Consider the following 19,999-nt stretch of genomic DNA (forward strand, 5'->3'; position numbering starts at 1 on the left):
GACGGGTGGCAGGACATGCCGTTGACCAAGGCCGCGCAGACGGTGCAGGTGTCGGCGTACCCGGATGCCTACGCCCAGTGGGAGCAGCAGGCCGCCGATCTGGTCGCCCAGTACTGGAACAGCTGACAACCGAACAAGCACAACGTCGCTGGCCGGCACCCCGAACACGGGGTGCCGGCCAGCGCTTCGCCCCACCAAGGTGACAGCGATCACCGGAAGCGCCGGAACACGGGAGACCCCCGTACCGTTGTGCAGAGCGTCGGTGTGTCCAGTGTCCCCGGGCCTCAACTAAATTGCCTTCGCGGAATACCGTCCGGCTGGAGCCGCGTCGCGCCACTCGCCGAGAGGCGACCTGCACACCGACGCCCAGCGGCGCCCCGGCCATCCGGCCGGGGCGCCGCTGTCTTCGCCCCCGGCAGCCGGCTGGCCACTCGTCGGCCCGGCACGCCCGGCTTGATGCGCCGCTTGAGTCGCGGGCACGCGGCGGCTGGCCTAAGGTTCAGATCGTCGGCTTCCGTCGGTGGGAGGGGGTGTCCCAGTGGGCCTGAAGACCTTCATCGAAGGCTGGCCGGTCTACCGGCAGCTCACCGGCACCGACCCACTCGGCCGGGGCGCGGCGGCCCGGTCCGGCCGCTCGGCGACGCTGACCGCGCGTACCGAGACCGCCGACAGCATGGCCCGATCGATCTGCCCGTACTGCGCCGTGGGCTGCGGGCAGCGGGTCTTCGTCAAGGACGGGCGGGTCACCCAGATCGAAGGCGACCCGGACAGCCCGATCTCACGCGGTCGGCTCTGCCCGAAGGGCTCGGCCAGCAAGAGCCTGGTGACCAGCCCGCTGCGGCAGACCAAGGTCCGCTACCGCCGGCCGTACGGGACCGAGTGGGAAGACCTGGACCTCGACGTCGCGCTCGACATGATCGTCGACCGGGTCCTCGCCGCCCGCGACGAGACCTGGGAGGACGCCGACGACGAGGGCCGGCCGCTGAACCGGACGCTGGGCATCTCCAGCCTGGGCGGGGCGACCCTCGACAACGAGGAGAACTACCTCATCAAGAAGCTCTTCACGGCGATGGGGGCGCTCCAGATCGAGAACCAGGCGCGGATTTGACACTCCGCCACCGTCCCCGGTCTGGGGACCAGCTTCGGTCGCGGCGGCGCGACGGACTTCCAGCAGGACCTCGCCAACGCTGACGTCATCGTCATCCAGGGCTCCAACATGGCCGAGGCGCACCCGGTCGGCTTCCAGTGGGTGATGGAAGCCAAGAAACGCGGCGCGAAGGTCTTCCACGTCGACCCGCGGTTCACCCGCACCAGCGCGCTCGCCGACACGTACCTGCCGATCCGGGCGGGCACGGACATCGCGCTGCTCGGCGCCGTGGTGCGGTACATCCTGGAGAACGAGCTGGACTTCCGGGAGTACGTGCTGGCGTACACCAATGCGGCGACCATCGTCAGCGAGCAGTTCACCGACACCGAGGACCTCGACGGCCTCTTCTCCGGCTTCAACCCCGAGACCCTGGCGTACGACCAGAAGAGCTGGCAGTACCAGGGGCACGAGCGTAACGGCGGCGCCCCGGCCAACGGCACGCAGCGGGAGACGGCGGCCGGGCTGCGGCACGAGTCGCACGGGCCGCCCGTGCGAGCCCAGACCGAGCGGGACGAGACCCTGCAGCATCCCCGCTGCGTCTACCAGATCCTCAAGCGGCACTTCTCCCGCTACACCCCGGAGATGGTCGAGCGGGTCTGCGGCATCCCGCGGGAGAGGTTCCTGGAACTCGCCCGAGCCTGGACGGAGAACTCGGGCCGGGAACGCACCGGCGCGCTGGTCTACTCGGTGGGTTGGACCCAGCACAGCGTCGGCGTGCAGTACATCCGCACCGGGGCGATCATCCAGCTCCTGCTGGGCAACATGGGCCGGCCGGGCGGTGGCGTCCTGGCACTGCGCGGGCACGCCAGCATCCAGGGGTCGACCGACATCCCGACGCTGTTCAACCTGCTGCCGGGCTACCTGCCGATGCCCCACCACGCCGACCACCCGACCTTCGGCCGGTGGGTGGACGGCATCCGCAACCCCGGACAGAAGGGCTTCTGGGGCAACGCGCGAGCCTTCGCGGCGAGCCTGCTCAAGGCGTACTGGGGGGACGCGGCGACGCCGGAGAACGACTTCTGCTACGGCTACCTGCCCCGGATGACCGGCGATCACGGGACGTACCAGCAGGTGCTGAACATGATCGACGGGAAGGTGAAGGGCTACTTCCTGCTCGGCCAGAACCCGGCGGTCGGCTCCGCACACGGCCGGGCCCAGCGGCTGGGCATGGCCAACCTCGACTGGCTCGTCGTCCGGGACCTGTTCATGATCGAGAGCGCCACGTTCTGGAAGAACAGCCCGGAGGTGGAGACCGGCGAGATCGTGCCGGAGGAGTGCCGTACCGAGGTCTTCTTCCTGCCCGCCGCCTCGCACGTGGAGAAGGAGGGCACCTTCACCCAGACGCAGCGGCTGCTGCAGTGGCGGGAGAAGGCCCTGGACCCGCCGGGCGACTGCCGCTCCGAGCTGTGGTTCTTCTATCACCTGGGGCGCAGGCTGCGGGAGAAGCTGGCCGGCTCCGACCAGCCCCGCGACCGGGCGCTGCTCGACCTCACCTGGGACTACCCGACGAGCGGGCCGGTGGCGGAGCCGAGCGCCGAGGCGGTGCTGTACGAGATCAACGGCTTCGACGTGCGCACCGGGCGCCCGCTCGGCGGGTTCGCCGAGGCCCGCGACGACGGGTCGACCGCCATCGGCTGCTGGATCTACTCCGGCGTCTACGCCGACGGGGTCAACCAGGCCGCCCGGCGCAAGCCCGGGCGCGAGCAGAGCTGGGTCGCCCCCGAGTGGGGCTGGGCCTGGCCGGCCAACCGGCGCACCCTCTACAACCGGGCCTCAGCCGACCCGCAGGGGCGGCCGTGGAGCGAGCGGAAGAAATACGTCTGGTGGGATCCCGACCAGGGCGAGTGGACCGGCTACGACGTGCCCGACTTCGAGAAGACGAAGCCACCGACCTACCGGCCGCCCGAGAGCGCCTCGGGCACCGAGGCGCTCGCCGGTGACGACCCCTTCGTCATGCAGGGCGACGGTAAGGGCTGGCTGTACGCGCCGACGGGCGTGCTCGACGGGCCGCTGCCGACGCACTACGAGCCTGCCGAGTCGCCGATGCGCAACCCGATGTACGGCCAGCAGGCGAACCCGACCCGCAAGGTCTACGTACATCCGGTGAACCGGATGAACCCGAGCCCGCCGGAGCAGCACAGCCAGGTCTTCCCGCACGTGTTCACGGTCAGCCGACTCACCGAGCACCACACCGCCGGCGGCATGAGCCGCTTCGTCCGACCGCTGTCCGAGTTGCAGCCGGAGATGTTCGTCGAGGTGTCGCCGGAGCTGGCCGCGGAGGTCGGCCTGGCGCACCTGGGCTGGGCGCACCTGATCACCGGCCGCGCCGCGATCGAGGCCAAGGTGCTGGTGACCGACCGGCTCACCCCGCTGCGGGTGGAGGGCCGGGTGATCCACCAGGTCTGGCTGCCGTACCACTTCGGCCGGGAGGGGCTGGTGACCGGCGACTCGGTCAACGACCTCTTCGGGATCACCCTGGATCCGAACGTGCTGATCCAGGAGAGCAAGGTCGGCACCTGCGACATCCGGCCCGGCCGGCGGCCCACCGGGCCGGCCCTGCTCGACCTGGTCGGGGACTACCAGCGGCGTGCCGGGCTGACCGGGGAGCACCGCACCCCGATCGTCACCACCGAGGCCGGCACGGACGGGAGGCAGGAATGACGCTGCGGGAGGGGAACAGCCTCTACGGGCCGCTCGACCCTGCCCCGGACGCCGGGTGGACCGACGCCCCGCCCCGGATGGGCTTCTTCACCGACACCAGCGTCTGCATCGGCTGCAAGGCGTGCGAGGTCGCCTGCAAGGAGTGGAACGACGTCCCCGCCTCCGGCTTCGACCTGCTCGGCATGTCGTACGACAACACCGGCGCGTTGACCGCCAACTCGTGGCGGCACGTGGCTTTCGTCGAACAGCCCCGGCCGGCCGGCCACCGCGCCCAGCCCTTCGCCGGCACGCCCACCGGCCCATCGGCCAGCCCGCAGTCCGCGGCGGTGGCCGCCGGCAGCGACCAGGACAGCGGCACCGACCCGGGCGTCCCACCGGGGCAGCCGGAGGCGGCCGCCCGGATGGCCGCCGGCCCGGAGTTCCTGGGCCTGCCCGGCTCCCAGCCGCCCGGGCGCGACACCGGCGCGGAGTCCCGCACCGACTTCCGCTGGCTCATGATGTCGGACGTGTGCAAGCACTGCACCCACGCCGCCTGCCTGGACGTCTGCCCCACCGGATCGCTGTTCCGTACCGAGTTCGGCACGGTGGTGGTGCAGGAGGACATCTGCAACGGCTGCGGCTACTGCGTCTCCGCCTGCCCCTACGGCGTCATCGACAAGCGCAGGGACGACGGCCGGGCGTGGAAGTGCACGCTCTGCTACGACCGGCTCGGCGCCGGCCTGACCCCGGCCTGCGCGCAGGCCTGCCCGACCGAGTCCATCCAGTTCGGCCCCCTCGACGAGCTGCGCGAACGCGCCGCCCAGCGGGTCGCCACCCTGCACGAGCGGGGAGTTCCCGAGGCCCGCCTCTACGGCCACGACCCGACCGACGGCGTCGGCGGGGACGGCGCGTTCTTCCTCCTGCTCGACGAACCCGAGGTGTACGGCCTGCCGCCGGACCCGGTGGTCACCACCAGGGACCTGCCGAAGATGTGGAAGCGGGCCGGGCTGGCCGCCCTGGCCATGGCGGCGGCCGCCGTCGCCGCGTTCGTGGGAGGTTCCTCGTGAGTCCGGACCGCGCCCCGGTCGGCGCCCTGTTCCGCCGCTTCCGGGAGCGGCTGGCCGCCGAGGGCCCGAACCGTATCGGCGGGACGGGCTTCCGCGCCGACCACGGTCCGAAGGTGACCGCTTCCCGCGTTCCGCTGCCCGACGGACACGACACGGGTGCCGGACCGGGGGCGCGCGGCGGCCGGGCCACCGCCGCGGACGCGACCCGTGCCGAGGCCGGGGCCGGGCCGCGCCCGCGGCGCGACGTCGAACCGCGGCGCCGACGTGGAGGTGGAGGTGGCGGCGAGCCGCTGAACGTGCCGCCGGCCGAGTTCACCTCCTACTACGGCCGGCCCGTCGTCAAACCGCCGGTGTGGAAGTGGGACATCGCCGCGTACCTGTTCACCGGTGGGCTCGCCGCCGGGTCGTCGCTGCTCGCCGCCGGTGGGCAGCTCACCGGGCGGCCGGCGCTGCGCCGTGCCGGGCGGCTCGCCTCGCTGGCGGCGGTCACCGCGAGCGCGTACTTCCTGGTCAACGATCTCGGCAGGCCGAGCCGGTTCCACCACATGCTGCGGGTGGCGAAGCTGACCTCGCCGATGTCCGTGGGCACCTGGATCCTCGCCGCCTTCGGGCCGGCCGCCGGGGTCGCGGCAGCCGCCGAGGCCGCCCCGTGGCTGCCCGAGCGCGGGCTGCTCGGCCTCGGCCGCCGGCTGCTGCCCCCGGCCGGGCAGGCCGCCGGGCTGGTCGCCGCCGTCACCGCCCCGGCCCTGGCCACGTACACCGGGGTGCTGCTGGCCGACACGGCCGTGCCGTCCTGGCACGAGGCGTACCCGGAACTGCCGGCCATCTTCGCCGGCAGCGCCCTGGCCAGCGGCGCGGGCGTGGGACTGCTGGCCGCGCCCACCGCGCAGGCCGGCCCGGCCCGGCGGTTCGCCGTCGCCGGCGCGGCCCTGGAGCTGTGGGGGGCGCACCGGGTGGAGAACCGACTCGGTCTGCTCAGCGAGCCCTACGCCATCGGCACCGCCGGTCGGCTGCTGCGGACCGGCCGGGCGCTGACCGCCGCCGGGGTGACCGGTGCGCTGCTCGGCCGCCGCAACCGGGCGCTGTCCGCCCTCTCCGGCGGTGCGCTGCTCGCCGCCGCCGTCTGCACCCGGTTCGGCATCTTCCACGGCGGAATCGCCTCCACGAGGGATCCCCGGTACACCGTCGTGCCACAGCGGGAGCGCGCCGACCGGCGTGCGTCCGAGCAGGACTGACACCTCACCGCACGAACAGCGCGGCGCTGTGATTGACTGCTGCGTGGAGGCGTTCAGGCGGCTGGTGCCCCTCCCGGTCTTCAAAACCGGTGTGGTCCGGGACCCGGACCAGGCGGGTTCGATTCCCGTCCGTCTCCGCCAAGCAACCGGGCCGCGTCTCTGCCGAGGCATGCCAGGGAGTTGATCGATGCGGGACGCCGATCCGCGGCGGCGCGTGCCGCGCACCGACGCGTTGCTCGCCGACCCGGCCCTGGCCACCGCCGCCGACACGCTCGGCCGCGACCGGGTCAAGGCCGCGATCGTCCAGGCCCAGCAGCGCGCCCGCTCCGGCGAGATCACCCCCGACCGGGTACGCGACGCCGCGCTGGCCGAGCTGCCCGCACCGGCACCCCGTACGGTGCTCAACGCCACCGGCGTGGTGCTGCACACCAATCTCGGCCGCGCCCCGCTTCCCGCCGCCGCCGTCGCGGCCATCGTCGCCGCCGCCGGGCACACCGACGTGGAACTGGATCTGCGAACCGGGCGGCGGGCCCGGCGCGGCCGGGACGCCCTCGACGCGCTCGCCGCAGCCGTGCCCGACGCGCCGGCCGTACACGTGGTCAACAACGGCGCCGCCGCTCTGGTGCTCGCCGCCACCGCCCTCGCCGCCGACCGGGAGATCGTGGTCAGCCGAGGCGAACTCGTCGAGATCGGCGACGGGTTCCGCCTGCCCGACCTGCTGGAGAGCACCGGCGCCCGGCTCCGCGAGGTCGGCACCACCAACCGCACCACGCTGGCCGACTACGCCGCCGCCGTCGGCCCCCGCACCGGGTTCGTGCTCAAGGTGCACCCGTCGAACTTCGTGGTCACCGGTTTCACCTCGGCCGTGCCGGTGCGTGACCTGGCCACCCTCGGCGTGCCCGTGGTCGCTGACATCGGCTCCGGGCTGCTCGCCGCCGATCCGCTGCTGCCCGCCGAGCCGGACGCCGCCACCACCCTGCGCTCCGGCGCCCACCTGGTCACCGCCAGTGGCGACAAGCTGCTCGGCGGCCCGCAGGCCGGCCTGCTGCTCGGCGCGGCCGACCTGGTCGAACGGCTGCGCCGGCACCCCCTGGCCCGGGCGCTGCGGGTGGACAAGCTGACCCTGGCCGCGCTCGCCGCCACCCTGCACGCCCCGACCACCCCGACCCGGGAGGCGCTGCACGCGGACCCGGCCGCGCTGCGCGACCGGCTGGAACGGCTACGCGACCGGCTCGGCGAGGACGGCTGCAAGGCCGAGGTGGTGCCCAGCGTCGCGGTGGTCGGCGGCGGCGGGGCTCCCGGAGTGGAACTCGACTCGTGGGCGCTGAGCCTGCCCGAACGCTACGCCGAGCCGCTGCGCGCCGGGAAGCCGCCGGTCCTCGGCCGGGTGCTGCGCGGCCGGCTCCTGCTGGACCTGCGCTGCGTGCCGGCCGACGCCGACGAGACCCTCCGCGCGGCGGTCCTGCGGGCGGTCGACTGAGCATGTGGGTCGTCGCCACCGCCGGACACGTCGACCACGGCAAATCCACCCTGGTCCGGGCCCTGACCGGGATGGAACCCGACCGGTGGGCGGAGGAACGCCGCCGAGGCATGACCATCGACCTCGGTTTCGCCTGGACCACGCTGCCCTCCGGCGGGACCGTCGCCTTCGTCGACGTGCCCGGGCACGAACGGTTCGTGCCGAACATGCTCGCCGGCGTCGGCCCGGTCCCCGCCGCGCTGATCGTCGTCGGCGCCGACGAGGGCTGGATGCCGCAGTCCGCCGAGCACCTGGCCGCGCTGGACGCGCTGGGGGTGTCGTACGGGCTGCTGGCGGTGACCCGCGCGGACCTGGCCGATCCGGGGCCGGCCCTGGCCCGGGCCCGCAAGGAGATCGCCGCCACCGCCGTCGGGGAGGTGGAGGCGGTGGCGGTCAGTGGCACCACCGGCGCCGGCCTGCCCGAGCTGCGGGCCGCCCTGGACCGGCTGATCGCCCGGCTCCCCGCCCCGGCGCTGGACGCCCCGGTCCGGCTCTGGGTGGACCGCTCGTTCACCGTCCGGGGCAGCGGCACCGTGGTCACCGGCACCCTCGGCGCCGGCCGCCTGCACGCCGGCGATCAGCTCGAACTCGCCGCCACCGAGGAACCGGTCCGGGTCCGCGGCCTGCATTCGCTGAACACCGCCCGCGACCGGGTCGACGCGGTGGCCCGGGTCGCGGTGAACCTGCGCGGGGTGCCGCGCGACCGGCTCACCCGGGGCGACGCGTTGCTCAGCCCCGGACGGTTCCGCCGCACCGACCTGCTCGACGTGCGGCTCGCCGGCGACCCGGCCGCCGACCTGCCGGCCGAACTCACCCTGCATGTCGGCTCCGCCGCCGTGCCCGCCCGGATACGCCCGCTCGGCCCGGACACCGTCCGGCTGCGCCTGGCCCGGCCGCTGCCGCTGTTGATCGGGGACCGGGCGTTGCTGCGTGACCCCGGCCGGCACCACGTCGCCGGTGGGGTGACGGTGCTGGACGTGGACCCGCCACCGCTGCGCCGGCGGGGGGCCGCCGCCGTCCGGGCCGCCGTATTGGCGGGGCTGGCCGGCCGCCCCGACCTGGCCGGCGAACTGCACCGCCGGCGCCTGGTCCGGGCCGGTGAGCTGACCCGGATGGGGGTGCCGGTCACCGCCGACCCGGTGGCCGGTGACTGGCTGGCCGACCCGGCGCACTGGCGGGGCCTCGGCGTACGCCTGGGCGAGGAGGTCGCCCGGTACGGCCGTGAGCATCCGCTGGAACCCGGTGTGCCGGTCGAGGTGCTGCGCCGCCGCCTCGACCTGCCCGACCGGGCGTTGGTGGCGGCGCTGCTGCGGCCGCCGCTGCGGCTGCACGCCGGCCGGGTCACCGCCGCGGCGGCCGACGCGCTGCCCGCACCGGTGGCCCGCGCGGTCGAGCGGGTACGCGCCGAGTACGCCGACCGCCTGTTCCAGGCGCCGGAGGCGCACCACCTCGCCGACCTCGGCCTGGGCCCGCGGGAGATCGGCGCGGCCGTGCGGGCGGGCGCCCTGCTGAGGCTGGCCGAGAACGTGGTGCTGCTGCCGGCCGCGCTCGACGACGCGGCCCGGGTGCTGGCCCGGTTGCCGCAGCCGTTCACCCTCAGCGCCGCCCGGCAGGCCCTCAACACGACCCGCCGGGTGGCGGTGCCGCTGCTGGAGCTGCTGGACCGGCGCGGCGCCACCCGCCGGCTGCCCGACGACGCCCGCGAGGTGGTCGTGCCACCCGGCTGATCGTTGCGCCGGCATGCGATGGTGACGCGGTGATCATCCCCGCCGCCCGCCTCGACCGGGCACTCCTGCGCCGACGAGTCCTTCCGGTCGCGATGGTCGTGTGCTGGCTCGTCTGGACCGGCCTGTCCTGGTGGACGGCGCCCCGCACCGCCGACCGCCCGGAGCTGGACCACGACCTTGCGGCGGGTCGGGTCGTCACCTGGTTCCGCGCCGACGGCTGGGCCGCCGACAACGGCGGCTGGGGTGGCCGGCGACGCCCCCGGTACGCGTCGGAAGGTGCGATGGTCGTCTGGACTCGTCCCGACGGGCAGATCCGCTACGCGATCGTGGGCGCTCCGGTTACCGGTGCCTCGTCCGGCAGCGATCCGTTGGACGACGGGCTCGACCGGGTCGCCGGCGGTGACCCCTTGGACGATCGGCTCTACCGGGTCGCCGGCAGCTGGGACGAGACTCCGGCGGCCGCCCGGCTCGCCGACGCGGCCGGGTGGTTGGCGGTGGCCCTCGGCCTCGGCTGGCTGGTCGTGCTGGTCGCCGGGCCGCCACCGGTGGCCGGCACCCGCTGGTACTGGTTCTGGATCGGCTCGCTGCCGTTCGGCGTCGGCCTCCTCGCCTGGGCCTACCGGGAGCGGTGGCGGGGCGACGTGCCACCGGTCAGGCCACGCCGCTCCGGTTGGGTCGGCCTGGGCTGGATGCTGCTCGGTGGTCTGCTGCTGTCCGTCGCGGTGGCGGCGCTGGGCAGGCTGCTCGGCGACTACGTCGTACCCGCGGCGGCGGCCACCACCTCGGCGGTCCGCCCCGGGGTGAGCACGGGCGGGTGGTCCAAGCGGCACCGGTGAGGGCCTCCCGTCACCTACGGTGACGCCATGGACCCTTCAGCGGTCTGGCGGGACAAGAACCACAAGTGGCGGATCGAGGCGTACCGGGCACCCGACCTGCGGTTCGCGGTCTTCGCCACGAACGGCACCACCGAGTCGGCGCCGCTGTGGCTGTTCGGGATGGCGGCGCTGGCCCGGTGGCTGATGACCCATGCGATCTCCCTGGACGATCTGGAAGTGGACTGACCGTCGGGCCGGGAGGGAGGTGCACAGATGGCGGGACAGCTCATCCTCGTGCTGGTCCTGGTGCTGATCAATGCGGCGCTCTCCGGGAGCGAGATGGCCCTGGTGACGCTGCGTGAGGGGCAGTTGCGGCGGCTGGGCCGGTCGGGGCGGGCCGGGGCGCGGCTGGTGCGGCTGACCCGGGAACCGAACCGCTATCTGGCCACCGTCCAGCTCGGCATCACCCTCGCCGGGTTCCTTGCCTCGGCGGCCGCCGCGGTGTCCCTGGCGCGGCCACTGGTCGACCTGCTGGGCTTCCTCGGCCGGGCCGCGCACCCGGCCGCGGTGCTGCTGGTGACCATCGTGCTGGCCTTCGTCACGCTGGTCGTCGGGGAACTGGCCCCCAAGCGGCTGGCGATGCAGGCGGCGGAACGCTGGGCGTTGCTGGCCGCCGCGCCGCTGGACCTGCTGGCCACGCTGTCCCGCCCGGTGGTGTGGCTGCTGAGCCGCACCACCGACCTGCTGGTCCGGCTCGCCGGTGGGGATCCACGGGCGAGCCGGCCGGAGGTGACCGAGGAGGAGCTGCGGGAGCTGCTGGCCAGCCAGCGAGGGCTGTCGCCGCAGCAGCGGGAGATCCTCGCCGGCGCTTTCGAGATCGCCGGTCGTAATCTGCGGGAGATCCTCGTCGCCCGGCGCGACGTGACGGTCCTGCCGGCTTCGATGCCGGCCGCGGAGGCGATGCGCCGCCTCGCCGCCACCGGCCGCTCCCGCGCGCCGGTCACCGGCCCCGCCGGACTGGACGACGTGTGCGGGGTGGTGCACATCCGCGACCTGGTCGACGGCGACGGGGCCACGACCGGCGAGCGGGCCCGGCCGCCGCTGCTGCTGCCCGGCACCCTGCCGGTCGCCGACGCGATCCGCCAGCTGCGCCAACGTCACCAGCAGCTCGCCCTCGTCGTCGACGAATACGGCGGGATCGACGGCCTGGTCACCATGGAGGACCTGCTGGAGGAGGTCGTCGGCGAGGTGTACGACGAGACCGACCGCTACGTGCGCGGGGCGGAACGGGAGCCCGATGGTGCGCTGCTGCTGCCCGGTGACTTCCCGCTGCACGACCTGCCCGACGCCGGTGTGCGGCTGACCTTCCCGCTTTCCCGCGAGTACGCCACGGTCGCCGGGCTGGTCCTGGCCGGTCTGGGCCGGCTCCCGTCCGGGCCCGGCGAGCGGATACGGCTGCCCGGGCTCACCATCGAGGTGGTCGAGGTCGCCGACCGGGCGGTCCGTCGGGTGCGCCTGCGCGGCTCCGCCGTGAGCGTGAACGGGACCGGGTCGCCGGGGCCGATGACCTCGGACGGGGGAACGTCGGGCTGAAACGGCACGAACCGGCGGCGACCGGACGTACGGTCCGGGACGTGAAGGACCGAGGATTGCGGACGTTCATCGCGGTGCTCGCGGGACTGGCGGTGATCTACTTCGCCGCGAGCGGACACCGCAGCAGCGGCGGTGAGGGCAGCGGCGTCTCCGGCGGCGTCGTGCTGCTCGCCCTGCTCGTCGGGGGGCTGGTCTGGTACGTGACCCGACCCGGCCCGGCGAAGTGACGCCCGCCGGCGATCCCGGCAGCCGGCGAAGCCCGGCGCCGGCGCGGTTCAGCGGGCCGCCGCGGTGACCTTGCCCGCCGGCTCCTCGCCGAGCGCCACCCGCACCAGTGCCGACGCGAGTCGTCCGAAGTCGGCCTCGCCCACCAGGCCGGCCAGTCCGCCCGGATTGGCCGGCAGACCCAGTTGCCTGGCCCCGGCGAGCGTCCGGCGGTCGGCGTACGGGCGCAGGTCCGACCAGACCGTCTGGGCCTCGCGCAGGAAGATGTCCGCCCCGGTCGGGCCGATGCCGGGGAACTCGGTGAGCAGCCGGCGCAGGGCGGTCCGGTTGCCGTCGGCCTCCCGGTGCATCCGGCGCAGGTCCCCGTGCCACCGGTCCAGGCAGAGTCGCGCGCTGTTGCCCAGCATGGTGGCGGTGCGTTCGTCGTAGCGCCGGTAGTGGCCGCGGCCGAGCGCGTCGACCCGGTCCTGCCAGCTCGCCGCCTCCATCGCCTGTGGGGTGCGGTAGCCGGCGGCGAAGAGTTCCCGCGCCGCCGCGAGCGCCACCCCGGCCCGGATCCGGGTGCTCAGCAGCGTGGTGAGCACCAGCAGTTGGTAGAGCGGCCCGGGCCGGTCGGCGAGACTGATTCCCGCCTCGTCGGCGTACGTGCGGCCCTGCCGGTCCAGCAGCTTCCGCGCCACGTTCCGATCGTTCGGCATCCTGTCGGGTTACCCGTGTCGGGCCGGAACAGACGCCCGGCCGGGCCCGGAATGCGCCCGGCGGGGGCGGGTACGCGGGTCACGTGCGCGGTCCCACGCCGCGTGCTCCACCGGAGGGAGAGACCCGTGGTCAATCCGCAGCAGGAGGAGTTCCGCCGCAACAACCGGGGCGCCACCAGCCAGGACAGCAAGGTGCCCGGCGTCGCCGGGCATCCCCGCAACCGCGGCACGTCCAACGCCGACGCCGGCCGGCCGGTCCCGAAGGGGCAGGTGTCGCCGTACGGCCCGGCCGGGGAGCCGGTGGCCGACGACGAGAGCGACGAGCGGCGCTAACGACCCCGCCGCGACGGCGGCCGCAGCCTCCGCCAGGTGGCTGCGGCCGCCAACCCGTACGCCAGGTGCGGCACGATGTCCGACAACCAGTCGGCGGGTCGCCAGGTGCGGGGATCGCTCACGCCCAGCACGGCGAGCGACCCGTCGGAGGTCGCCATCACCCCGCCCCCGAGCATGCTCGCGGCCACCGGTAGCGGGATCCGCCGCCGGGCCGCCAACACGCCGAAGGCGGCCCCGGCGGCGATGCCGGTGGCGTAACCGATGATGGCCCCGATGCCTGACCGCCGGTTGGCCGCCTTCTTCTCCGGCCCCAGGTTGACATGTGCCTCGTCGGCCAGCCGTCCCGCGGTCTCCTCCGGGGTACTGCTCGCCGGGCGGGCCCGGGTCGTGATGTCGAGGTATGTGACGATGTTCAAGGCGGCGGTGCCGACGGCGCCGGCGATGGCGCCGTCGACCACAGGCGCCGCCCTCACTTCGGGTCGCCCGGTTCGCGCTCGCCCTTCGGGCCGAACGTCCGTTCGCCCCGCACGACGCCCCGCTGGCCGCGATCGTCCTGGAGGATCCGGTTCGCGACCTGGTTCGCCTCCTGGTCGGCGGCCCGCCCGGAGTTCTCGATCAGATCGCGCAACCGTGCCCGTGCCTTGTCGTACGCGTTGCTGCCCGGCCGTGGTCCTGGCATCCCTGCCTCCTCCGGTCGCAGTGGCTCCGCGGACCGTCTACCCGCCCGGAGCGGTGCCAACCGTCAGTCGGGGGAGTGGACCACGGCGACCGGACAGTCGGCATGGTGCAGCACCCCCTGGCTCACCGACCCCAGCAGCAGCCCGCTCAGTTCGCCCCGGCCCTGCCCGCCGACGACCACCAGTTGGGCGCTGCGGGTGGCCTCGGTCAGCGCGGCGACCGGCCGGCCGCGTACCACCTCCCGGGTCAGCGCCACCTGCGGGTAGCGGTCGGCCAGCCCGGTGAGCGACTCGGTCAGGATCCGGTCCTCCTCGTCGCGCAGCTGGCTCTCCTCGTAGACCAACGGTTGCATGTCGCCGGGTCCGCTGGAGGTGGGGTGGGTGTAGGCGTGCACGGCGTGCAGCGGGGCGCCGCGGACCGCGGCCTCCTCGGCGGCGAACTCGATCGCGGCCCGGGACGGCACGGAGCCGTCCACCCCGACCACCACCGGCCCGCCCGCCCGCTGCGCGCCGCGGGCCACCAGCACCGGGCAGTCGGCGTGCTGCGCGACCTGGACGGCCACCGAGCCGACCACCAGGGCGGCGAACCCGCCGAGACCACGGTCGCCGAGCACGATCATCGTGGCGGTGGGGGTCTCACCGAGCAGTACCGCCGCCGCCTCCCCGTCGATGATCTCGCCGGAGACCCGCAGCCCGGGGGCGGCGGCCTGCGCCTCGGCGACCGCCGCAGCGACCAGTTCCTCGGCCTGGTGTCGCAGGCCGGTGCCGGGTGGCGCCCCAGCCGGCGCGGAACCGGGTACGCGCAGCAGCGGCCAGATGAATCCGTGCACCACCCGCAGCGGCCGGTGGCGCCGGGCGGCCTCGGCCGCCGCGAGGCGTACGGCCCGCAGCGCCGACTCCGAGCCGTCCACGCCGACCACCACCGCCGCGCCGTTCGCCGAGTTCACCCTGCACCTCCTCGCCGACGTCGCCCGCGCGGCCAGTATCGCGGCCGGCGGGGTGTCGGCGGGGCGATACCGCCGGAGCCGGACCGCCGATACGCTGTCCGCCACCGCCTGAGGAAGGGAGCCTCGTCGATGGCCGAGCCGGACCAGCCGAGCACCGCCCGCATGATCGACTTTTGGCTCGGCGGCGAACACCACTTCCCCGTGGACGTGGCCGCGGCCCGTGCCTTCGAGGGGGCGTACGGGCCCTGCGCGACGATCTTCCGCGCGCTGCGGGACTTCCTCGGCCGGGCGGTCCGGTCGATCGCCGACGCCGGCGTGGACGGCTTCCTGGTCTTCGGTGCGGGCGTGCCGAGCCGGGGCAACGTGCACGAGGTGGTCCCGGACGCCACCGTGCTCTACACCGACGTCGACCCGGTGACCATCCGGCTCGGCCAGCGCCTGCTCGCCGGCAGCGACCGCGCCGGCTACGGCTTCGGCGACGCCACCGACATCGGCACGATCGACCCGGCCCAGCTGCACCGGTTCGTGCCGGGGTGGGGGAGGAGACCGGTCGGGGTGGTCTTCCTCGGCCTGGCCGCCTTCCTGGACGACACCACCCTCGCGCGCACGCTCGACGAGCTGTACGAGGCGGTGGCGCCGGGCAGCTTCCTGGCCATCGACTTCGACAGCGAGGAGTTGGCCGCGTACCCGCAGGCGCTGGCGATGATGGGGCCGGCGTTCCGGATGCGCCCGCCCACGGCGTTCCCGTCGCTGCTGGGCCGGTGGCAGCCCACTGTGGACGGTTTTGCGCCGGTCGCCGAATGGCGTGCGCCGGGCGAGCCGGCCCCGGTGCCGGACGCCTTCTACGGCGCGGTGGCGACGAAGCCGGCCGCCTGACGCTGCTCCCCCCGCCGCGCCCGACAGAGCTCGGGTAGCGAGCAGGTGCGCGGTCCACTCGGTTGCAGCCGGCGACGGAAGCAGTTGGTACGGTGATGCGCGAACTGCACGCGTACCACGCCGCCGCGGAGCTCCGCGACGACGCGGTCGTCGTCTGCCTGGACCGGCGCGGTTGCAGCCCTCGGCGGGCAGTGACCGGACCGGTGGGGCGAACACGAGCGGGACGAATCGCAGGGGAGTCTGCGGGTGGAGCGACCTCCGAATCTCGCCGCGGCCGTGGCCGCGGCCGCCGAGGCGCTCATCGGTGTGCTCGACTCGGCGGCGTCGCGGCACGCCGTACCGGTCTCCCCGACGCAGCTTCGGGTGCTGTTGCTGATCGTGTCGCACCCGAACACCAACGTGAACCGGCTGGCCGAGCTGCTGGACGTCGTACCGTCGTCGGCGAGCCGGCTCTGTGACCGGCTGGAGGCGGTCGGCCTGCTGCGCCGGGTGGCCGATCCCCGGGACCGCCGCGAGGTGCGGCTGCTGGCCACCGCGGCGGCCGAGACCCTGCTGCGGGAGCTGACGGAGCGCCGGCACCAGGCGGTGCAGGTCGTGCTGGACCGGATGCCCAACCGGGTCCAGCACGAGTTGCTGCTGGCCCTGGTCGCGTTCGGCCAGGCGGCGGCGCTCGGTGCCGCCCCGGCTGACGCCGACTCCGCCGCGGTACGTACCGCCTGACCCGACCGTCCGCGGTCCTTCTCCCAGGCGAACCAGCTAGCGTCCTAGGACGCCTTAGAGGTGGTGCGCCGCCGCACCGACGGCAGGCCAACCACGCCACCACAAGCGGAGGCCCGGGCGCGCCATGACGGCCCGATATAGTGGCAGCGCAACTGGCCGGCCCATGATCGACGCGATCATGGGCCGCATCGGGGAGGTCCCAGCCCGGGATCGCAGAGGGCGCCGGCGCTGACCGGCCGGCAACGCGCACGTCCGGAACCGGAGCGGCCGATCATGGTCGGCCGCCGGGCCGTGCTGCGAAGGGAGGGTTCGGTGTCGCGTCGGCCGGCTCCATCGGAGCACCCGGCTCCCGGTTCGACGGCGGTCGTGGGGGACCGCGTCCTCACCGTGCCGAACCTGATCAGTTTCGTCCGGCTGGTCGGCGTACCGCTCTTCCTCTACCTCTTCCTCGTCGAGCGGGCGGACGTGGCGGCGATCGTCGTGCTGGCGATCGGCGGCACCAGCGACTGGGTGGACGGCTGGCTGGCCCGCCGACTGCACCAGGTCAGCCGCCTCGGCGAGCTGCTCGATCCGCTCGCCGACCGGCTCTACATCCTGGCCACGCTGCTGGCGTTCACCGCACGCGAGGTCGTGCCGTGGCAGTTCACCGCGGCGCTGCTGGCCCGCGAGCTGCTCCTGCTCGGCTCGCTCGCGGTGCTGCGTCGCCACGGTTACGGGCCGCCGCCGGTGCACTACGTCGGCAAGACGGCCACCTTCCTGCTGCTGGCGGCGTTCCCGATCCTGCTGCTGGCCGCCGCGTCGCCGGGCATCGCCACGGTCACCGCGGCGATCGGCTGGGGGCTGGCCTGGTGGGGTCTGGTGCTCTACTGGGTGGCCGGTGCGATGTACGTGGTGCAGGCCGGCCGACTGGTCCGGGCGATGCGGGCACGGCGGGCGGGAGCGGCGGCGTGACCACGGAGTCCGGGGGCAAGAACCGGGACCCGTCGGCGCGCTCGTACGCGCCGGACTTCCTCACCGACTTGTTCCGCAACCCCCTCGATCCGGGGTACGCCGCCGCGGCGCAGCGGCGCCGGCAGGTGCCACCGTCGCGGTGGCGGCGCCTGCTGTCCCGTCCGGTCAGCCTGGTGGTGCTCGCGGTGATCGGGTTCCTGTTCTCGGTGGCGTACCGGGAGACGATGGCGGAGGAGCCGAGCCGGGCCAAGGCGCGGGCCGGGTTGATCGCCGAGATCAAGCAGCGCGAGGCGGAGACGGACCGGTTGACCGCTCAGGCCGATCAGTTGCGCGAGGAGGTCGGGCGGCAGCGGGACGCGGCGTTGAGCGGGTCGCAGGCGTACCGGCTGCGGAACCTGGAGGCCGGCACGGGGCTTGGTCGGGTGCGCGGCGATGGCGTGGTGGTGCGGTTGGCCGACGCGCCGCGCGACAAGGACGCGGTGACCGGCGCGGATGTCGGCCCGTCCCGGGTGTTGTACTCGGACCTGCAGAAGGTGGCGAACGACCTGTGGTCGGCGGGTGCGGAGGCGATCGCGATCAACGGGCAGCGGTTGACGGCCATGTCGACGATCCGTTCGGCGGGTGAGGCGATTCTGGTGGACTACCGCCCGGTGACGAGTCCGTACGAGGTGACGGCGATCGGGTCGGGGTCGATGCGGGACCGGTTCGACGAGAGCCGGGCGGCGGATCTGATGCGTGAGGTCGCGAAGTCCACCGGGTTGTCGTTCGGGGTCAAGGACGCGAAGGGTGTCACTTTGCCGGCCGCCCCGCAGCCGCGGCTACGCTACGCCGAGCCCTCGGTGAGTCCGAGCCCGTCGCTGTCGGGTTCGGGGGTCGCCGGTTCTTCCAGTCCCGGGCCGTCCCGCTCGGGGACGTCTCCCAGCCCCTCCGGAGGTGGTCGATGATCGCGGTGCTGGCGTTGCTCGTCGGTGTGGTCCTGGGGGTGTATCTGGACCCCACGGTGCCCGCGGCGTTGCAGCCGTACCTGCCGATTGCGGTGGTGGCGGCGCTCGACGCCGTGTTCGGCGGTGTTCGGGCGAAGCTGGACCGGATTTTCGACGACAAGCAGTTCGTGGTGTCGTTCATTTCGAACGTGCTGGTGGCGGCTCTGATCGTGTATCTGGGTGACCAGCTGGGGGTGGGCGGTCAGCTCTCCACCGGTGTGGTGGTCGTGCTCGGGGTGCGCATCTTCGGAAACGTGGCGGCGATCCGCCGGCACCTGTTCCGGGCGTAGGTTTGTGGCGATGAGCGAGGAGCACAGGGAGACGGGGACCGGTTGGCCGGAGCCGGCGGAGCCGGCGCGGCCTTCGGGTCCGGCGGGTGAGCCGGATCCGCGGCCGGACGCGCCCGATCCGGACGAGTTGAGTCCGTTGACGCCGGCCGAGCGGGAGGCGGAGGCGCCGCCGGCGGAGGAGGCGCCTGCGGGCGAGGAGCCGAACGGTTCGGCTGCGGGGCCGGTGTCGCGGCGGTTGACGTCGGCGGGCGCGATGATCGGGGTGCTCTTGGCGTTGCTGGGGTTCACCCTGGTGGTGCAGCTGAAGACGACGTCGACGGACTCGAATCTGGCGGCGACCCGCGAGGAGGACCTGGTCCGGATCTCGTCGGATCTGGATTCGCGGGAGCGCCGGCTGCGGCAGGACATCGCGACGTTGGAGGACAGCCAGCGGCAGCTGCGCTCGGGTGAGCAGGGCCGGCAGGCGGCGTTGGACGAGGCGACGCGGCGGGCGGACGAGCTGGGCATCCTGGCGGGTACGTTGCCGGCGGTGGGGCCGGGGTTGTCGGTGCGGTTCGAGGGCGGCGGCAAGGCGATCTCGTCGACGCGGATCCTGGACGCGGTGCAGGAGTTGCGGGGGGCGGGCGCGGAGGCGTTGCAGATCGCCGGGCCGGACGGCGCGGCGGTGCGGGTCATCGCGTCGACGTATTTCGTGGACGCGCAGGGCGGCGGCCTGATGGTGGACGGGCGGCGTTTGACTGGTCCGTACACGATTCTGGTGATCGGTGATTCGGCGACGATGCGTACGGCGTTGAACATCCCTGGCGGGGTGGTCGCATCGGTGGCGGATGACGGCGGTAACGTGATCGTTGAGGATCGTGAGGCTGTGGAGGTTTCACAGTTGCACGCGCCGATCAAGCTGGAACACGCCCGGCCGGTCTCCTGACCGGTCGCGGCCGCGCCGGTTCCCCCCGGTGCACCGATGGATGAAGGATGCAGCTGGTGATTCCTGAGGATCTGCGGTACACCGCCGAGCACGAGTGGGTGGTCGGTGGGGACGGCGGGGCCGTCCGGGTCGGTATCACGCACTTCGCGCAGGACGCGCTGGGTGACATCGTGTTCGTTCAGTTGCCGGACGTGGGTGCGGTGGTGGCCGCGGGTGAGTCGTTCGGTGAGATCGAGTCGACCAAGAGCGTGTCGGAGATCTACGCCCCGCTGAGTGGCACGGTGGCGGCGCGCAACGAGGCGTTGGCCGACACCCCTGAGGTGATCAACACTGACCCGTACGGTGCGGGATGGTTGGTGGAGATCACTCCGGATGATCCGGCGGCGGTCGAGGGATTGTTGACCGCTGGTGCGTACCGCGAGCTCACTGAGAGCTGATTGTGTCGTGCCGGGCGGCGGGCTTGTCTCCGCGCGTCTGGTTGCCCTGCTTTTCGGCGCTGGCTAGGCTCGCCCAGTCGACCGAGAACCCAATAGTTGAGCGTTGTGGAGTGCGCCTTCCCGGGCACGGGGAGCCAGCCGCCGGGTGTGTGACTGCCCGGCGGCCAGACCCGCCATTACCCGACGCCGACAGA

Annotated in this window: 21 protein-coding genes, 1 tRNA gene and 1 pseudogene; 19 read left to right on the forward strand and 4 right to left on the reverse strand. The window is 73.9% G+C overall.

Annotated elements, in window-relative coordinates; all coding sequences use genetic code 11:
- Positions 1–538: 538 nt before the first annotated feature.
- The 10 genes from fdh (at position 539) to ACIRG9_RS14485 (ending at position 11,970) form a co-directional block, all read left to right on the forward strand.
- The gene (gene fdh / locus ACIRG9_RS14440) at positions 539–3,808 is read left to right on the forward strand and encodes a formate dehydrogenase (RefSeq protein ID WP_402854973.1); all 3,270 of its coding nucleotides are present in this window, start codon (positions 539–541) and stop codon (positions 3,806–3,808) included.
- A complete protein-coding gene (locus ACIRG9_RS14445; protein ID WP_402854975.1) occupies positions 3,805–4,854 on the forward strand; it encodes a 4Fe-4S dicluster domain-containing protein in 1,050 nt (349 codons plus the stop codon). Before fdh ends, ACIRG9_RS14445 begins: the two co-directional genes overlap by 4 nt.
- Positions 4,851–6,089: an NrfD/PsrC family molybdoenzyme membrane anchor subunit gene (gene nrfD / locus ACIRG9_RS14450; protein WP_402854976.1), complete on the forward strand. Its 1,239-nt coding sequence runs from the start codon at positions 4,851–4,853 to the stop codon at positions 6,087–6,089. Before ACIRG9_RS14445 ends, nrfD begins: the two co-directional genes overlap by 4 nt.
- Before the next feature lie 45 nt (positions 6,090–6,134).
- Positions 6,135–6,230: transfer RNA gene (locus tag ACIRG9_RS14455), tRNA-Sec, on the forward strand.
- 46 nt (positions 6,231–6,276) lie between these two features.
- Entirely contained in the window at positions 6,277–7,569 is a 1,293-nt protein-coding gene (gene selA / locus ACIRG9_RS14460; protein WP_402854978.1) for an L-seryl-tRNA(Sec) selenium transferase, read from the forward strand.
- A 2-nt stretch (positions 7,570–7,571) separates the two neighbouring features.
- Positions 7,572–9,335 carry a selenocysteine-specific translation elongation factor gene (selB, locus tag ACIRG9_RS14465; protein WP_402854980.1) on the forward strand — a complete coding sequence of 588 codons (1,764 nt, stop codon included), beginning with the start codon at positions 7,572–7,574 and terminating at the stop codon, positions 9,333–9,335.
- A 29-nt stretch (positions 9,336–9,364) separates the two neighbouring features.
- A complete protein-coding gene (locus tag ACIRG9_RS14470; protein ID WP_402854982.1) occupies positions 9,365–10,171 on the forward strand; it encodes a hypothetical protein in 807 nt (268 codons plus the stop codon).
- 27 nt (positions 10,172–10,198) lie between these two features.
- Entirely contained in the window at positions 10,199–10,396 is a 198-nt protein-coding gene (locus ACIRG9_RS14475; RefSeq protein WP_402854984.1) for a hypothetical protein, read from the forward strand.
- A gap of 27 nt (positions 10,397–10,423) precedes the next feature.
- Entirely contained in the window at positions 10,424–11,743 is a 1,320-nt protein-coding gene (locus tag ACIRG9_RS14480; RefSeq protein ID WP_402854986.1) for a hemolysin family protein, read from the forward strand.
- 41 nt (positions 11,744–11,784) lie between these two features.
- Complete coding sequence (locus ACIRG9_RS14485) at positions 11,785–11,970, forward strand: hypothetical protein (protein ID WP_402854988.1); 186 nt, start codon at positions 11,785–11,787, stop codon at positions 11,968–11,970.
- Between the two features lie 48 nt (positions 11,971–12,018).
- On the opposite strand, the gene ACIRG9_RS14490 is transcribed toward ACIRG9_RS14485, so the two are convergent.
- Positions 12,019–12,666 carry a hypothetical protein gene (locus tag ACIRG9_RS14490; protein ID WP_402854989.1) on the reverse strand — a complete coding sequence of 216 codons (648 nt, stop codon included), beginning with the start codon at positions 12,664–12,666 and terminating at the stop codon, positions 12,019–12,021.
- A gap of 126 nt (positions 12,667–12,792) precedes the next feature.
- Between ACIRG9_RS14490 and ACIRG9_RS14495 the strand changes: the two genes are divergently transcribed.
- Positions 12,793–12,999, forward strand: a complete 207-nt coding sequence (locus ACIRG9_RS14495) for a hypothetical protein (protein ID WP_402854990.1) — start codon at positions 12,793–12,795, stop codon at positions 12,997–12,999.
- On the opposite strand, the gene ACIRG9_RS14500 is transcribed toward ACIRG9_RS14495, so the two are convergent.
- The 3 genes from ACIRG9_RS14500 to ACIRG9_RS14510 all read right to left on the reverse strand — a co-directional run bounded on the left by ACIRG9_RS14500 (position 12,996) and on the right by ACIRG9_RS14510 (position 14,623).
- The gene (locus ACIRG9_RS14500; protein WP_402854992.1) at positions 12,996–13,472 is read right to left on the reverse strand and encodes a hypothetical protein; all 477 of its coding nucleotides are present in this window, start codon (positions 13,470–13,472) and stop codon (positions 12,996–12,998) included. The two genes, ACIRG9_RS14495 and ACIRG9_RS14500, sit on opposite strands and share 4 nt — an antisense overlap.
- Entirely contained in the window at positions 13,469–13,678 is a 210-nt protein-coding gene (locus tag ACIRG9_RS14505) for a phosphatidylethanolamine-binding protein (RefSeq protein WP_402854993.1), read from the reverse strand. Before ACIRG9_RS14505 ends, ACIRG9_RS14500 begins: the two co-directional genes overlap by 4 nt.
- 63 nt (positions 13,679–13,741) lie before the next feature.
- On the reverse strand, positions 13,742–14,623 hold the full coding sequence (locus ACIRG9_RS14510) for a universal stress protein (protein ID WP_402854994.1): 882 nt from the start codon (positions 14,621–14,623) through the stop codon (positions 13,742–13,744).
- Positions 14,624–14,752: 129 nt separating this feature from the next.
- Between ACIRG9_RS14510 and ACIRG9_RS14515 the strand changes: the two genes are divergently transcribed.
- From ACIRG9_RS14515 to gcvH, 8 genes and pseudogenes are all read left to right on the forward strand, one after another.
- The gene (locus tag ACIRG9_RS14515; RefSeq protein WP_402854995.1) at positions 14,753–15,499 is read left to right on the forward strand and encodes an SAM-dependent methyltransferase; all 747 of its coding nucleotides are present in this window, start codon (positions 14,753–14,755) and stop codon (positions 15,497–15,499) included.
- A 50-nt stretch (positions 15,500–15,549) separates the two neighbouring features.
- Positions 15,550–15,684, forward strand: a pseudogene (locus ACIRG9_RS14520) (protein phosphatase); the annotation flags it as partial.
- Positions 15,685–15,745: 61 nt separating this feature from the next.
- A complete protein-coding gene (locus ACIRG9_RS14525) occupies positions 15,746–16,219 on the forward strand; it encodes a MarR family transcriptional regulator (protein WP_402854996.1) in 474 nt (157 codons plus the stop codon).
- A 312-nt stretch (positions 16,220–16,531) separates the two neighbouring features.
- The gene (locus tag ACIRG9_RS14530) at positions 16,532–17,170 is read left to right on the forward strand and encodes a CDP-alcohol phosphatidyltransferase family protein (RefSeq protein WP_402854998.1); all 639 of its coding nucleotides are present in this window, start codon (positions 16,532–16,534) and stop codon (positions 17,168–17,170) included.
- On the forward strand, positions 17,167–18,114 hold the full coding sequence (locus tag ACIRG9_RS14535) for a DUF881 domain-containing protein (protein ID WP_402854999.1): 948 nt from the start codon (positions 17,167–17,169) through the stop codon (positions 18,112–18,114). Before ACIRG9_RS14530 ends, ACIRG9_RS14535 begins: the two co-directional genes overlap by 4 nt.
- Entirely contained in the window at positions 18,111–18,443 is a 333-nt protein-coding gene (locus tag ACIRG9_RS14540; RefSeq protein ID WP_091118685.1) for a small basic family protein, read from the forward strand. The genes ACIRG9_RS14535 and ACIRG9_RS14540 overlap by 4 nt, the downstream gene beginning before the upstream one ends.
- Positions 18,444–18,453: 10 nt before the next feature.
- On the forward strand, positions 18,454–19,368 hold the full coding sequence (locus ACIRG9_RS14545; RefSeq protein WP_402855002.1) for a DUF881 domain-containing protein: 915 nt from the start codon (positions 18,454–18,456) through the stop codon (positions 19,366–19,368).
- A 56-nt stretch (positions 19,369–19,424) separates the two neighbouring features.
- On the forward strand, positions 19,425–19,805 hold the full coding sequence (gene gcvH, locus ACIRG9_RS14550; RefSeq protein WP_402855003.1) for a glycine cleavage system protein GcvH: 381 nt from the start codon (positions 19,425–19,427) through the stop codon (positions 19,803–19,805).
- The last annotated feature ends 194 nt before the right edge of the window (positions 19,806–19,999 follow it).

It is taken from the genome of Micromonospora sp. NPDC093277, from assembly GCF_044765245.1.
In the GTDB taxonomy this organism is placed as follows: domain Bacteria; phylum Actinomycetota; class Actinomycetes; order Mycobacteriales; family Micromonosporaceae; genus Micromonospora.

Excerpts from the sequence above, each read along its gene's own strand:
- ACIRG9_RS14445 (WP_402854975.1), top strand. The coding sequence starts at position 3,805 with ATGACGCTGCGGGAGGGGAACAGCCTCTACGGGCCGCTCGACCCTGCC.
- selA (WP_402854978.1), top strand. The coding sequence starts at position 6,277 with ATGCGGGACGCCGATCCGCGGCGGCGCGTGCCGCGCACCGACGCGTTG.
- selB (WP_402854980.1), top strand. The coding sequence starts at position 7,572 with ATGTGGGTCGTCGCCACCGCCGGACACGTCGACCACGGCAAATCCACC.
- ACIRG9_RS14475 (WP_402854984.1), top strand. The coding sequence starts at position 10,199 with ATGGACCCTTCAGCGGTCTGGCGGGACAAGAACCACAAGTGGCGGATC.
- ACIRG9_RS14480 (WP_402854986.1), top strand. The coding sequence starts at position 10,424 with ATGGCGGGACAGCTCATCCTCGTGCTGGTCCTGGTGCTGATCAATGCG.
- ACIRG9_RS14490 (WP_402854989.1), bottom strand. The coding sequence starts at position 12,666 with ATGCCGAACGATCGGAACGTGGCGCGGAAGCTGCTGGACCGGCAGGGC.
- ACIRG9_RS14505 (WP_402854993.1), bottom strand. The coding sequence starts at position 13,678 with ATGCCAGGACCACGGCCGGGCAGCAACGCGTACGACAAGGCACGGGCA.
- ACIRG9_RS14515 (WP_402854995.1), top strand. The coding sequence starts at position 14,753 with ATGGCCGAGCCGGACCAGCCGAGCACCGCCCGCATGATCGACTTTTGG.
- ACIRG9_RS14540 (WP_091118685.1), top strand. The coding sequence starts at position 18,111 with ATGATCGCGGTGCTGGCGTTGCTCGTCGGTGTGGTCCTGGGGGTGTAT.
- ACIRG9_RS14545 (WP_402855002.1), top strand. The coding sequence starts at position 18,454 with ATGAGCGAGGAGCACAGGGAGACGGGGACCGGTTGGCCGGAGCCGGCG.